This is a genomic window from Paraburkholderia tropica (assembly GCF_914484835.1).
Classification (GTDB): Bacteria; Pseudomonadota; Gammaproteobacteria; order Burkholderiales; family Burkholderiaceae; genus Paraburkholderia; species Paraburkholderia tropica_A.
This window is the reverse complement of sequence record NZ_CAJZAR010000077.1, coordinates 145-13,328: the sequence shown is the minus strand read 5'-3', so window position 1 is coordinate 13,328 and position 13,184 is coordinate 145. Positions and strand designations below refer to the sequence as shown.

The 13,184-nt window shown below is 66.6% G+C and carries 12 protein-coding genes and 1 pseudogene; 7 read left to right on the top strand and 6 right to left on the bottom strand.

Annotated features, from left to right (window positions below; translation table 11 throughout):
* Positions 1-174: 174 nt before the first annotated feature.
* Positions 175-951 (top strand): Crp/Fnr family transcriptional regulator, encoded by a 777-nt coding sequence (locus LDO54_RS28475; RefSeq protein WP_436975706.1) that lies wholly within the window; start codon positions 175-177, stop codon positions 949-951.
* A 147-nt stretch (positions 952-1,098) separates the two neighbouring features.
* Positions 1,099-1,485 carry a DUF4148 domain-containing protein gene (locus tag LDO54_RS28470; protein WP_224014312.1) on the top strand — a complete coding sequence of 129 codons (387 nt, stop codon included), beginning with the start codon at positions 1,099-1,101 and terminating at the stop codon, positions 1,483-1,485.
* Positions 1,486-1,549: 64 nt separating this feature from the next.
* Here the strand turns inward: LDO54_RS28470 and LDO54_RS28465 are convergent, their stop codons facing one another.
* Positions 1,550-3,202 carry a peptidoglycan D,D-transpeptidase FtsI family protein gene (locus tag LDO54_RS28465; RefSeq protein ID WP_224014310.1) on the bottom strand — a complete coding sequence of 551 codons (1,653 nt, stop codon included), beginning with the start codon at positions 3,200-3,202 and terminating at the stop codon, positions 1,550-1,552.
* On the opposite strand from LDO54_RS28465, the gene LDO54_RS28460 reads away from it, so the two are divergent.
* Positions 3,195-3,338 carry a hypothetical protein gene (locus LDO54_RS28460; RefSeq protein WP_224014309.1) on the top strand — a complete coding sequence of 48 codons (144 nt, stop codon included), beginning with the start codon at positions 3,195-3,197 and terminating at the stop codon, positions 3,336-3,338. The genes LDO54_RS28465 and LDO54_RS28460 overlap by 8 nt on opposite strands.
* A gap of 206 nt (positions 3,339-3,544) precedes the next feature.
* Here LDO54_RS28460 and LDO54_RS28455 read toward each other — a convergent pair whose 3' ends face one another.
* Positions 3,545-5,092, bottom strand: coding sequence for a methyl-accepting chemotaxis protein (locus LDO54_RS28455; protein ID WP_224014307.1), 1,548 nt, complete (start codon positions 5,090-5,092; stop codon positions 3,545-3,547).
* A 727-nt stretch (positions 5,093-5,819) separates the two neighbouring features.
* On the opposite strand from LDO54_RS28455, the gene aepX reads away from it, so the two are divergent.
* Genes aepX through LDO54_RS28440 form a run of 3 tightly spaced genes read left to right on the top strand, consistent with a single transcriptional unit; the run spans position 5,820 to position 9,797 of the window.
* Complete coding sequence (aepX, locus tag LDO54_RS28450) at positions 5,820-7,514, top strand: phosphoenolpyruvate mutase (RefSeq protein WP_224014305.1); 1,695 nt, start codon at positions 5,820-5,822, stop codon at positions 7,512-7,514.
* Positions 7,511-8,719 carry a phosphonopyruvate decarboxylase gene (gene aepY / locus LDO54_RS28445; protein ID WP_224014303.1) on the top strand — a complete coding sequence of 403 codons (1,209 nt, stop codon included), beginning with the start codon at positions 7,511-7,513 and terminating at the stop codon, positions 8,717-8,719. The genes aepX and aepY overlap by 4 nt, the downstream gene beginning before the upstream one ends.
* A gap of 10 nt (positions 8,720-8,729) precedes the next feature.
* Positions 8,730-9,797 (top strand): 2-aminoethylphosphonate aminotransferase, encoded by a 1,068-nt coding sequence (locus tag LDO54_RS28440; RefSeq protein WP_224014301.1) that lies wholly within the window; start codon positions 8,730-8,732, stop codon positions 9,795-9,797.
* Between the two features lie 110 nt (positions 9,798-9,907).
* On the opposite strand, the gene LDO54_RS28435 is transcribed toward LDO54_RS28440, so the two are convergent.
* Positions 9,908-11,128 carry a PepSY-associated TM helix domain-containing protein gene (locus LDO54_RS28435; RefSeq protein ID WP_224014299.1) on the bottom strand — a complete coding sequence of 407 codons (1,221 nt, stop codon included), beginning with the start codon at positions 11,126-11,128 and terminating at the stop codon, positions 9,908-9,910.
* A gap of 267 nt (positions 11,129-11,395) precedes the next feature.
* Positions 11,396-11,545, bottom strand: a complete 150-nt coding sequence (locus tag LDO54_RS28430; protein WP_224014297.1) for a hypothetical protein — start codon at positions 11,543-11,545, stop codon at positions 11,396-11,398.
* 241 nt (positions 11,546-11,786) lie between these two features.
* Between LDO54_RS28430 and LDO54_RS28425 the strand changes: the two genes are divergently transcribed.
* The gene (locus LDO54_RS28425) at positions 11,787-12,182 is read left to right on the top strand and encodes a hypothetical protein (protein ID WP_224014295.1); all 396 of its coding nucleotides are present in this window, start codon (positions 11,787-11,789) and stop codon (positions 12,180-12,182) included.
* Between the two features lie 31 nt (positions 12,183-12,213).
* Here LDO54_RS28425 and LDO54_RS28420 read toward each other — a convergent pair whose 3' ends face one another.
* Both LDO54_RS28420 and LDO54_RS28415 read right to left on the bottom strand, forming a co-directional pair.
* Positions 12,214-12,801 carry a nucleotidyltransferase family protein gene (locus LDO54_RS28420; protein ID WP_224014293.1) on the bottom strand — a complete coding sequence of 196 codons (588 nt, stop codon included), beginning with the start codon at positions 12,799-12,801 and terminating at the stop codon, positions 12,214-12,216.
* 112 nt (positions 12,802-12,913) lie between these two features.
* A pseudogene (locus LDO54_RS28415) lies at positions 12,914-13,184 on the bottom strand (xanthine dehydrogenase family protein molybdopterin-binding subunit); the annotation flags it as partial.

Below are 13,184 nucleotides of genomic sequence, written 5' to 3'. Positions count from 1 at the left end.
CGCTGTCTCCTGTCTGCGCGCGGGATGTCGCGGCGTGCCGTGCGATGCGAAAGTGCATGCGATGCGGCGGCCGGACGGCCCGTGCGGATTGACGGTTTATCGGTATGATTCGCGCTACCGTAGCAGGACCGCGCGCCCGAGTCTGTCGCTGGCGCGACAGAGCGGCCGTGCCGAATGATCTATTTCAAGGTGAGCGCCATGACGCAGCCCATTATGCCCCCGGACAACGCCTCCGCCGCGCTCGCGGGCCGCATCGATGCGCGCGATGCGGCGCGGCTCGCGGCGCTGTTCGAGCGCTTCGCGTGGTTCCGTTCGCTCGACGCCGAACACCGCGCGTGGGTGCTCGAAACATCGCACGCGCAGAGCTGGGCGGCGGGCGCGACGGTGGCCGCGCGCGAGGCGCCGTCCGCGTACTGGCTGGGCGTGAGCAGCGGGCTCGTGAAGCTCGCCATCTTCAACGCGTCGGGACGCGGCTGCACGTTCTCGGGCGTGCCGCACGGCGGCTGGTTCGGCGAGGGCAGCGTGATCAAGCGCGAGCCGCGCAAATACGACGTGATCGCGCTGCAGCCTTCGCTCGTGATGGCGGTGCCCGCCGACACGTTTCATCGCCTGATGGATAGCAGCTTGCCGTTCAACCGCTTCGTGATCCATCAGTTGAACAACCGCATGGGCGAATTCATCGGGCTGATCCAGAACAGCCGTTTGCTCGACGTCGATGCGCGCATCGCTCAGGCGCTCGCGCAGATGTTCAATCCCGATCTCTACCCGGAGACGGGCCGCGCGCTCGAAATCTCGCAGGAAGAGATCGGCATGCTGGCGGGCGCGTCGCGTCAGCGCGTCAATCAGGCCTTGCAGACGCTGGAACGCGAAGGCCTCGTCACGCTCGCGTACAACCGCGTGGACGTGGTGAATCTCGACGCCTTGCGCGCGTTCGGACGCGATCAGATTTGAGCGCGCGCGTGCGGCGGTTTGCGCGCGCCCACGCCAACAATCCCCCGCAATCTTCCGCGGACTGGAACAGTCCTCCCCTGTGCGGTGCGTTTTTACGCGCTCGCTCGCTGCGTAGACTTGTCGCATCGACTGACACAGGAGAGCAAGGTGAAAAACGCAATGCTACGCACGGCGCTGGTTTCGATGATGGCGATCGCGCCGGCGATCGCGTTTGCGCAGTCCATCCACAACGGTCCGGTGACGCGCGCGCAAGTGCTGCAGGAGCTGAAGGATCTGGAATCGGTGGGCTATAACCCGTCGCAGGCCAGCAACGCGAATTATCCGAACGATATCGAAGAGGCGATGCGTCGTCTCGAAGCGAAGCGCGCCGATGAGGCTCGGCTCGCGCAAGCACAGGCGCAGCCGCGCGCGCAGGATGTCGCGCAATCGAATCAAGCGGCTGAAGCGGTGCAATCGGGCTACGGCACGGAACCGGCGCAATCGGGACAGACAGGCACGCGCGTCGCGCAGCCCGCTGCTGAAGCGCAGCACTAAAACCGCGCTGAAGCCGCAGTAAAACCGCCGTAAAAGCGAAACGCGGCCCAACCGGCCCGCGCAATCACTGAGCGGCGGCGAGCGCCTGGCGCGCTGGCGGCGTCTGCAAATCCGGCGGCACGCCCATCAGTTGCAGCGTGCCCTGCGTGACACCCGCGAACACCGGCCCCGCGACGGTGCCGCCGTAGTACGAGCGGCCCGCCGGATCGTCGATCATCACGGCGACGATCACGCGCGGTGCGCTCATCGGCGCCATGCCGACGAACAGCGCGCGATAGCGGTTCTTCGCGTAGCCCGCGCCGATCTGCTTGCGCGCGGTGCCGGTCTTGCCGCCCACGCGATAGCCCTCGACGTTCGCGGCGCGGCCCGTGCCGCCTTCCGTCGTCGCCATTTCGAGCATCTTGCGCAGCGCCGCCGCCGTGGCCGGCGTGGTGACCGCGCGCGGCGCGGTGGCGGTGGTGACGGGCGCGCCGTGCAGCAGCCTGGCCGGATACATCGTGCCGTCGCCCGCGTAGGCCGTGTAGACCTGCGCGATCTGCAGCAGCGACGCCGAGAGCCCATAGCCATACGCCATCGTCGCCTGCTCGATCGGACGCCAGCGCGCCCACGGCCGCACGCGTCCGGCCGCCGCGCCGGGAAACGTCACCTCGGGCCGCATGCCGAGCCCGTAATCCTGATACTTGTTCCAGATGGTCTGCGCGGGCAGGTTCAGCGCGATCTTCGCGAGCGCGATATTGCTCGACTTCTGGATCGCCTCGGCCACCGTCATGCGGCCGTGATTCGAGGTGTCGTGGATCACCGCAGGCCCGATGCGGTAAGTGCCCGGCGAGGTGTCGATGATGCTGTTCGCGTTGACCTTGCGCAGATCCATCGAGAGCGCGGCGACCACCGGCTTGATCGTCGAACCGGGCTCGAAGGTGTCGATCACCGCGCGATTGCGCAACTGCTTGCCGGTCAGGCGCGCGCGGTTGTTCGGATCGAACGACGGCCAGTTCGCGAGCGCGAGAATGTCGCCGTTCTGCGCGTCGAGCACCACGACGCTGCCCGCTTCCGCGTGATTCTTCTCGACGGCCGCCTTGAGCTGCGTATAGGCGAGCTGCTGCACGCGGCGGTCCACGGTGAGCTGCACGGTCTCGCCGTTCTTCGGCTGCACGCGCTCGCTCGGCTCGGAGATCACGCGCCCGAGGCGGTCGCGGATCACTTCGCGCTGGCCCGGCGTGCCGCGCAGACGCGCTTCGGCGGCGAGCTCCACACCTTCCTGGCCCGCGTCTTCGACGTCGGTGAAGCCCACGACGTGCGCGGCCGATTCGCCTTCGGGGTAATAGCGCTTCGAGTCGGCGATCAGCGTGATGCCGCCGGTCGCCATTTCGTCGATGTGCGCGGCGGTGTCGGCGTCGACCTGACGCTTGAGCAGCACGAACGAGCGGTCGCCGGCGAGGCGGCGGCGCAGTTCGGCGATCGGCATGTCGAGCAGCTTCGCGAGCGGCGACCATGCGGCTTCGTCGAGGATTTTCGGATTCGCCCAGATCTCGAAGGTTTCGAGACTCACCGCGAGGATCGCGCCGTTGCGGTCGACGATGCGCCCGCGCATGGCGTCGAGTTCGAGCGTGCGCTGATAGCGTTTTTGCCCTTGCTTGACGTAGAAGTCGTGATTGACGACCTGCACCCAGAGCGCGCGGCCCGCGAGCGCCGCGAACGCGGAGAACGTGATGAACACGATCAGCTTCGAGCGCCAGGCGGGCAGCTTCGACGCCAGCAGCGGATGGCGGGTCGCGGTGGCGTGCGGGTCGCGCGGCGGTTTTCTCGAACGGATCATCGTGGGCGAGGGCGGTGTCAATCGAATGGCATTGTAAACTGTGTGTAATTTAATTGAAATTTACGTGGCGGGGCGGGGCAGCACGTGATGTGATGCGGCGCAGGGAAAGTGCAGGGGGCGTGACGGGTGGAGAGACGCACGGCGGGCGCGGTGGTGCGCCCGCGCCGATGTCCGGGTGGCGCGTGGCGCGCCCGGACATCGGCGATCAGTCGATTCGGACCGCGATGCTCAAAACGCCGATGCTCAAGCCGCCACCGGCAACTGGAAACTCGCAATCGCCTCGCGCAGCCCCGTCACCTGATCCTTGAGCGAATGCGCGGCGGCGGCGGCTTCCTCGACCAGCGCGGCGTTCTGCTGCGTCACCTGATCCATTTCGCCCACCGCGCGGTTGACCTGCTCGATGCCCGCGCTCTGCTCGCGCGACGCGTGGCTGATCTCTTCGAGAATCTCGTGCACGCGCCGCACCGATTGCACGATCTCGCCCATCGTCGTGCCCGCGTTGGTCACGAGTTGCTGGCCTTCGGCGACCGTGCCCGTCGACTGCTCGATCAGCGCCTTGATCTCCTTGGCCGCCGCCGCCGAGCGCTGCGCGAGGCTACGCACTTCCGCCGCGACCACCGCGAAGCCGCGGCCCTGTTCGCCCGCGCGCGCCGCTTCCACGGCGGCGTTCAGCGCGAGGATATTGGTCTGGAACGCGATGCCGTCGATCACGCCGATGATGTCGCCGATCTGCTGCGAACTCGTCGTGATGGCGCCCATCGTGCGCACCACGTCGTCGACGACGCTGCTGCCGCGCGTCGCGATTTCGGCGGCCTCGCTCGCAAGCGTGGCGGCGTGCTGCGCGCTGTCGGCGTTCTGGCGGACGTTGGACGTCATCTCGTCCATGCTCGATGCGGTCTGCACGAGCGCGGCCGCCTGTTGCTCGGTGCGCTGCGAGAGATCGGTGTTGCCCGCGGCGATCTCGTTCGCGCCCACATTGATGTTTTCCGCGCCGCTGCGCACGCGCGCCACGGTCTGCACGAGCGCGCCCTGCATGGTCGCAAGCGCGCGCATCAGGCTCTGCGGGTGGGTGCCCTGCGCATCGACGCGCGAAGTCAGGTCGCCCTGCGCGATGCGGTTGGCCGTGTCGACGGCCACTTCGAGTTCGCCGCCGATGCTGCCGCGCACGCTGCGCACGACGAACACCATCACCACGGTCGCGATGCCGCCGAGCACGAAGGTCACGAGCAGCCAGCGCACGAGGCTGCCGTAGAACGCGGCGCTCACGTCGTCCATATACATGCCGGTCACGATCACCCAGTCCCACGGCGCGAAGCGGTTGCCGAAGCTCAGCTTCGGCACGGGCTCGCTATGGCCGGGCTTGGCCCAGAGGTAATCGACGAAACCGCCGCCTGGCTGATTCGCGGCCTCGGACAGCGCGGTGAACACATGCTTGCCGGCCGGATCGGTGAAACCGGCGAGCATCTTGCCGTCGAGTTCGGGCTTGATCGGATGCATCAGCATGACCGACTGCGAATTGTTGATGCTCAGATAGCCGTCGCCGCCGTAACGGATCGAACCGATCACGGCGAGCGCCTGTTTCTGCGCCTCGGCTTCGGGCAGCGCGTTGCGTTGCGAGAGGCTGTAGTAATAGTTGGCGATGCTGCTGGCTTCGTCGACGAGCGTGGTCAGTTGCGCGCGCCGTTCGCGGATCATGGAGTCGCGGCTTTGCCATGCGCCGAAGGCCACGATCAGCAGCAGGCCGATCCAGAGGATCGTGATCATCGAGCGGAGTTTGGTGTTGAGCGTCATCGTGTATCGGATGGTTCGAAGGCTGGCATGAGGGCGTCGAGTCAGGCACCGCGAGCGCTGCGCCTGTGCGTGTTAACGGCGTTTGCGAGCGTGCGGGCGAGTCAGGACGAACCCTCGGTCAAGCCGTTTCCTCATACAAAACAAGGCGTTGACGCGAGCGGTTGCGTGCACGGCCACGTGCATATGCACAGGAACCGCGCGCATCATCCACATGAGTACAAAAAACGCCGTATTTCGCGCTTAAAAGCCACAAATTTCACAGCAACTCCATGATTTGCCACTTCTGGCGGGATTCGACGACAAGCAATAATCATTTCCGCTATAGTCGCGGCTTCGGCTCAAGGCTGCCCTTGTCATGCGGGCGTCGCGCCGTTGTTGTAGGGGCTGCGAACGAGTGCGTTCCTGTGCGTGTCCCGAATCTGTTACCGCGCCGGTTGCGGTTCGAATGCAGCTTCGGATTCGTTAATGCAGGATCGATTCTTATTCGCGCTTCGCTTCTGAAATAGCGGGCAATTCGCAAGCAACACGTCGGTGTTTCGCAAGCGAGAAGCAAGTCGCCCGCAAGCGATTGAGTACGACAACGGGCCACGCACCAGGCAACGCGAGAAGCAACGCAACAAGCAACGCAGCAAGCGGCGCCCAGGCCAGAAAAGTCATTTCCCAACGATGCGACGCGCGCGGCGCAGGCAAAACATTGCGCCCACGCGACGTCCACTGGAGTTACACGATGAACGCACGCGAACCCGCACTGGTTCCGGCATCGCGCAGCGCACGGCTGCGTCAGATGCTGGTCAGCAACGAACTTGAATTCCTGATGGAAGCGCACAACGGCCTGTCGGCACGCATCGCGCGCGAAGCAGGCTTCAAGGCGATCTGGGGCTCGGGCCTCTCGATCTCCGCGCAGTTCGGCGTGCGCGACAACAACGAAGCGAGCTGGACCCAGGTGGTCGACAACCTCGAGTTCATGGCCGACGCGAGCGATCTGCCGATCCTGCTGGACGGCGACACCGGCTACGGCAACTTCAACAACGTGCGCCGCCTCGTGCGCAAGCTCGAACAGCGCGGCATCGCCGGCGTCTGTATCGAAGACAAGGTGTTCCCGAAGACCAACAGCTTCATCGGCGGCGAAGCGCAACCGCTCGCCGACATCGACGAATTCTGCGGCAAGATCAAGGCTGGCAAGGACTCGCAGACCGACGAGAACTTCTCGATCGTGGCGCGCGTCGAGGCGCTGATCGCAGGCTGGGGCATGGACGAAGCGCTCAAGCGCGCCGAAGCGTATCGCCTCGCGGGCGCGGACGCGATCCTCATCCACAGCAAGCTCTCGAAACCTGACGAGATCCTCACGTTCGCGCGCGAATGGGCCGGTCGCGGTCCGCTGGTGATCGTGCCGACCAAGTACTACAGCACGCCGACCGACGTGTTCCGCAAGGCGGGCATCAGCACGGTGATCTGGGCGAACCATCAGGTCCGCGCGGCCGTCTCGGCGATGCAGGCCGTCACGAAGACGATCTACGAAACGCAGACGCTCGTCGACGTGGAAGACCGCATCGCGACCGTCAACGAAATCTTCCGTCTGCAGGACGCCGACGAATATTCGGACGCCGAGAACCGCTATCTCTCGACCACGCGCTCGGCCGGTTCGGCGATCGTGCTGGCGGCAAGCCGCGGATCGGGCCTCGACGCCGTCACCGAAGACAAGCCGAAGGTCATGCTGCCGGTCGCGGGCAAGCCGCTGCTGCGCTGGCTCGTCGACGCGTTCAAGAAGGAAGCGGTCAACGACATCACGGTCGTGGGCGGCTACAAGGCCGAGGCGATCGACACGGCGGGCATCAAGCTCGCGCGCAACGAGCGTTACGCGCAGACCAACGAACTGGCCTCGCTCGCGTGCGCCGTCGACGCGCTCAAGAACGACACCGTGATCTCCTACGGCGATCTGCTGTTCCGCAGCTACATCCTGCGCGACCTCGTGGAAAGCGACGCGGAGTTCAGCGTGGTGATCGACTCGTCGCCGGAATCGGAAAACGCGAGCGTGCGCGATTTCGCGTGGTGCTCGTCGGGCGACGACCGTGGCCTGTTCGGCAACAAGATCTATCTCCAGCGCGTGTCGTCGGATCAGGCTTCGCAAGGCGTCGCGCCGTCGGGCCGCTGGATCGGTCTGATGAACGTGCGCGGCGAAGGCCGTGAAAAGCTCAAGAACAAGCTCGCGCAACTGCAGACGCAAGCCGACTTCGACACGCTCGACATGCCGGCGCTGCTCAACGCGCTGATCGCCGACGGCGAGAAGATCGAAGTGCAATACGTGCGCGGCCACTGGCGCGGCGTGAACGACCTCGAAGATTTCCGCCGTGCCGGCGACTTCGCGCACGCGCAAACGCCGATCGGCAGCGACGCGGGTTCGAAGCCGGAGGCGAACGCATGATCGAAGCGGCACAGTTCGTCGAAGCGGCGCGCGCGCGCGGCTTCGAATGGTATGCGGGCGTGCCGTGCTCGTTCCTCACGCCGTTCATCAATTACGTGCTGCAGGACGAGTCGCTGCATTACGTCAGCTCGGCCAACGAGGGCGACGCCGTGGCGCTGATCGCGGGCGTCGCGCTCGCGGGCAAGCGCGGCATCGCGATGATGCAGAACTCGGGTCTTGGCAACGCGGTGAGCCCGCTCACCTCGCTCACGTGGACCTTCCGTCTGCCGCAACTGCTGATCGTGACGTGGCGCGGCCAGCCGGGCGTCTCCGACGAACCGCAGCACGCGCTGATGGGACCGGTCACGCCGCAGATGCTCGACACGATGGACGTGCCCTGGGAGCTGTTCCCCACGGAAGCCGACCAGATCGCGCCCGCGCTCGAACGCGCCATCAAGCACATGGACGAAACGGGCCGCCCGTATGCGCTCGTGATGCAAAAGGGCAGCGTCGCGCCGTTCGAATTGCAGGGCGGCGGCTCGATGCCCGCGAAGCACGCATTGCCGGTGGCGCAGTCGAAGTTCACGGGCGTGGGCTACGACGATCTGCCGACGCGCCAGCAGGCGCTCGAACGCGTGATCGCGGCGACGCCCGCCGAATCGACGGTGGTGGTCGCCTCGACGGGCTTCTGCGGCCGCGAACTCTACGCCATCGACGACCGCTCGAACCAGTTGTACATGGTCGGCTCGATGGGCTGCATCAGCTCGTTCGCGCTCGGTCTCGCGCTCGCGCGCCCCGACCTGAACGTGGTCGCGCTCGACGGTGACGGCGCCGCGCTCATGCGCATGGGCAACTTCGCGACGCTCGGCGCCTACGGTCCGTCGAACCTCACGCACGTGCTGCTCGACAACGGCGCGCACGACTCGACGGGCGGCCAGGCCACCGTCGCGCAGCAGGTTTCGTTCGCGAACGTGGCGGCGGCGTGCGGTTATGCCGACGCCGTGGAAGGCGACGATCTCGCCACGCTCGACGCCGTGCTGCAAGCCGCGCGCGAACGTGCGACGGGTGCGAACGGCGTCGCCGGCGCACGCTTCGTACGCCTGACGATCAAGCGCGGCACGCCCGACGGCCTGCCGCGCCCGACCATCACGCCGCCCGACGTCAAGTCGCGTCTCATGCGCCATATCGGCGCCGAGGCTGCCGCTGTCGTCAACGCCGCTCAATAAGGAATCGCCGATGCTGTTGCTCAATCCCGGCCCGGTCACGCTCACGGAGCGCGTGCGCCGCAGCCTGCTGCAGGAAGATCTGTGCCATCGCGAAAGCGAGTTCTTCGACGTGCAGGAAGAGGCGCGCACGCGTCTCGTCGGCGTCTACGATCTCGATCCCGCGCAGTGGCAGGCGGTGCTCATGACCGGTTCCGGCACGGCCGCGGTCGAGAGCATGATCGCTTCGCTCGTGCCCGCGAACGGCAAGCTGCTGATCGTCGAAAACGGCGTGTACGGCGAGCGCATCACCGCGATCGCCACGCAGTACGGCATCGCGCACGAAGTCGTGAAGCACGAGTGGATGCAGGCGCCCGATCTCGCGCGCATCACCGCCGCGCTCGACGCCGACAAGTCGTTCACGCACGTGGCGATCATTCATCACGAGACCACCACGGGCCGTCTGAACGATCTGCGCGCGCTGGGCGAGGCGTGCCGCGCGCGCGGCGTGCAGATGCTCGTCGACGGCGTCAGCAGCTTCGGTTCCGAAGCGATCGACTTCGACGACACGAGCATCGCCGCCGTGGCCGCGACCGCGAACAAGTGCCTGCACGGCGTGCCCGGCGCGGCCTTCGTGATCGTGCGCCGCGCGGCGCTCGGCACGGCCGCGAGCCGCACGTACTACCTCGACCTCAAGCGTCTCGCGACGCTGCAGGATCAGCGCAACACGCCGTTCACGCCGTCGGTGCACGCGTATTACGCGCTGGTCGAGGCGCTGCGCGAGCTGGCCGACGAAGGCGGCTGGAAGGCGCGTCACGCGCGCTATGCGGCGCTCTCGGAGCAGGTGCGTGCGGGTCTCGCCGCGCGCGGCATGGACTGCGTGCTGCCGAAGGACGAATCGTCGGTGGTGCTGCGCGCGTTCCGTCTGCCCGCGGGCATCGACTATCCGAAGCTGCACGACGCGCTCAAGGCGCGCGGCTTCGTGATCTACGCGGGGCAGGGCGGTCTGTCGAAGGAACTGTTCCGCATCTCGACGATGGGCGACATTCATGCCGCCGACGTCGAGCGACTGCTGGCGTCGTTCGACGCGATCGCGCAATAACGCTTTACGTTTCGCGATTCGCTTCGTTTTAGCCCGTAAAAAAAGGCCTTGCAGCGTGAAAGCGCTGCAAGGCCTTTTTGTTTTGGCGCGAGCCGTAATCGACGTAACGACTAACTCACGGTGCGTTCGCGCGTGCGCACGGGCACGTTCTGCTTCGACGACTTGCGGCGCGCGCGCGCTTTCTTCAGCCAGATCAGCACGCCGGTCACGCTGAGCATCGCCACGACGATGCCCGTGAAGCTGATCGCGATGCGTCCCGGCAAACCGGCGATGCGGCCCGAGTGCAGCGGAAACTGCGCCTGGATGAAGATGTCGCCCGCGCTGCCGCGTCCGGGAATCTGGCGGCCCAGAACCGTGTCGTTGTGGCCGTCGATCACGAGCCACGGATTGCCGAGGCCCGCATCGCCGTGATCGTTGCCCGCGGCGAAGTAGCCCACGCCATAGGCGCCGAAAGCGGGCATCGCGAACAGGCCGCCGGGCGGCGCGGTAATGCCTTCGCGTCGGCCGATCGCGCCAGCGTCCGCGACGATGCGCGTGCGCGCGGCGTCGGCCTGGGCGGGCGTGAGCGCGCCGGCGGGCGAGGGCGTGCTGAACGGGTCCGGCGCGAGCGTCGAGAAGACCGAGACCACGGGGCGCACGACCTGCGCGCCGAGATTCATCGAGATCGACGTGACGGCCATCAGGATCAGCAGGCCCCAGAGCCACACGCCGCCCGAGCGGTGCAGGTCGAACGTGAGCGCGTAGCCGCCGCGCTTGAGGCGGAACGCGAGCGACTTGCGCCAGCTCTTGAGATTCGGAAACGCGAGCACGATGGCGATGAAACCGTCTAGCAGCCACACCATGCCCACCACGCCCATCGTCCAGACGCCGAAGTCGATGCCCATTTTCGTCGGCATGAACAGCGTGTAGTGGAGCTGGTAGAGGAACGGAATCAGGTTCTGGCGCGCGAGCGACGGCGCGCCCCACATGCGGCGGCCCTGTTCCGCGCCAGTGACGGGATCGAGCGCGATCTGGTTGTAGTCGAGCGGATACGGTGCGCCGGTCTTCGGATCGTTGCGCGGACTCACGCGCGCCATGAAGGTGCTGCCGGGCTCGATCGAGAGCGGCATGTAGGTGACTTCGGCGTGCGGCTCGGCGGCCTCGAAGCGCTTCGCGAGTTCGAGCGGCGGCAGCGGCGTGCCCGGCGTGTCGGCGTGATAGAAGGACGGGTTGAGCGCGGAGTCCAGTTCGTGGTCCCACGCGATCACCGCGCCGGTCAGTCCGGCGATGAACAGGAATGCCGCCGTGCCGAGGCCGAACCAGCGGTGCAGGCGTACCAGCAGCGGTCTCATGCGGCGGCGCGGCTGGCCCGGCGGATGGCGGGAACGGGCGCGGTCAGGAAGGCGGTCACGATGGCGTCGGGCGGTTCGGTTAAACGGCGGGAGGAGCGGAAAACTCAATAGTATCCGCTATTTGACTGCAAATACGAATCGTTTGCATTCTAGGGACTGCCGCGCAACGGTGCAAGCTTTGTGAAAGGAAATAACGGGGGAGGTATCAAGAGGCGCGCGCGGATCGGATTGATCGCGCGCGGCGGGTGGCGCGGCGAGCGCCGCCGCTCAGACAGGATCTTTGTTCGGCGGCCCGTCGGGGCGTTGCGGTTCCTCGCCGTGATGGCCCGGCGGCGGGGGCGTGAGCGGATCGCGTTCGGGATCGCGCGTCGGATCGGCGAGCGGTTCGGGAAGCGGGTTCGTGTGCGAGCAGATCATCGCGGCTACCTCGTGCGCGGGAGCGGCCAGGCGGAGGGCGGAAAGCGGGGCGCGTGCTTATAGCGTAGGCGATGGCGGCGATGCGTGCCGTGGAGATTCGGACGGAATGACGGCGGACTTTCGCAGGATGCGCGCATGCGTCTCCGCTAGCCGATTGGCACGCACGAGCGCGGCGAGCTGGACATCGGTCGGCGATTGTTCATCAAACCGCGTCTATTGCGCGTGGCGCAGGCCATTTTCGATGCCGATTATTGTCACCGCATCAACACTGTTTATATGTCTTCGGCATTTCACAAAATCTTACCGGGCCGTAAACTTCAGCCTTTCTCAAAAAGGGAGCGCACGCGCGCTCCATCTGTTTCGGCAAGGTGATGTCATGGGTGCGGCGGTAGTGGCGGTGGTGTTCGTTCTGGGTTTGCTCGGCGTGCCGACGTTGTTTGGGCATGCATCGCACGCCAAAGCCGGGCAGCAGGTCGCCGCGGTGCAGACGCCGCCCGGCGCCGCCTCGGACACGGCTGCCGTTCGCAGCGTGGCGCTCGATTCCGCAGCGAGTTCGACTGTGAGTTCGGCCGCGAATCCGGCCACGAATCCGGCCGCGAATCCTGCCGAGACATTGACGGACGCGAGCCGTCCTTAAACGTGCTTGAGGCGTTCTTGCGCCGCGCGGTCTAGAGCCCGTCCAGATCGGCGGGCGTATCGACGTCGCGCAGAATCCCCGGATCGTCGACGTCGAGCCGCTTGAGCGGATGCGTGCCCAGCAGCGCGCGCGCACCCGAATCGCCGTCGAGCGCGAGCAGCGCCGCGCGATGTTCGAGGCCGAATCCCACCGGATGCCCGCGCTGGCCGTCGTGAAACGGCGCGACGAGCGACGCGCCCGCGTCCAGTTCGCGCGCGACGGCCTCGATGGTCGGCACCGCGATACGCGGCATGTCCGCGAGCGCCACGATCCAGCTTTCGCCTTCCGTATCGGCTTCGATGGCCGCCGCGAGACTCGCGCCCATGCCGCGCACGGCGTCGGGCGCGAACACCACGTCGCAGCCCGCTTCGTTGAGCGTGTGCGCGAGCGTTTCCGCGCCGGGACGCACGACGGCGATCACTTTGGGCAGGACGAGCAGCAGACGGTGCGCCGCTTCGTGCGCGACGCAGACGCCGCCGGGCAGCGGCGCGAGCAGCTTGTTGCGCAGACCGTTGGGATCGAAACGCGATCCCGTGCCGGCGGCGAGCAGTACGCCGGTGGCGAGCGATGCATAGGCCATGGGGTGTACCGCGCGAGAAGGGAATGGGCCGATTGTGCGGCGCAATGGCGCGCGGGGCAAGTGCGGCTTGCTCCACGCGCCGGTTTCCGTTTGTTCGCTCGCTGGCGGCGCATCAAGCGAATGCGTGCTGCGGCAGCATCAGCTTGTCGAGCGTGATCGGCAAATCGCGCACGCGCACGCCCGTCGCGTGATAGACGGCGTTCGCGATCGCCGCGGGCACGCCCGTAATGCCGATTTCGCCGATGCCGCGCACGCCGACCGGATTGAAACGCCAATCCGGCTGCCCCACGAACATCACGTCCAGTGCGCCGATATCGGCGTTCACCGGCACGTGGTACTGCGCGAAATTCGCGTTCGCGAAGCGGCCCGTGCGCGTGTCGAGC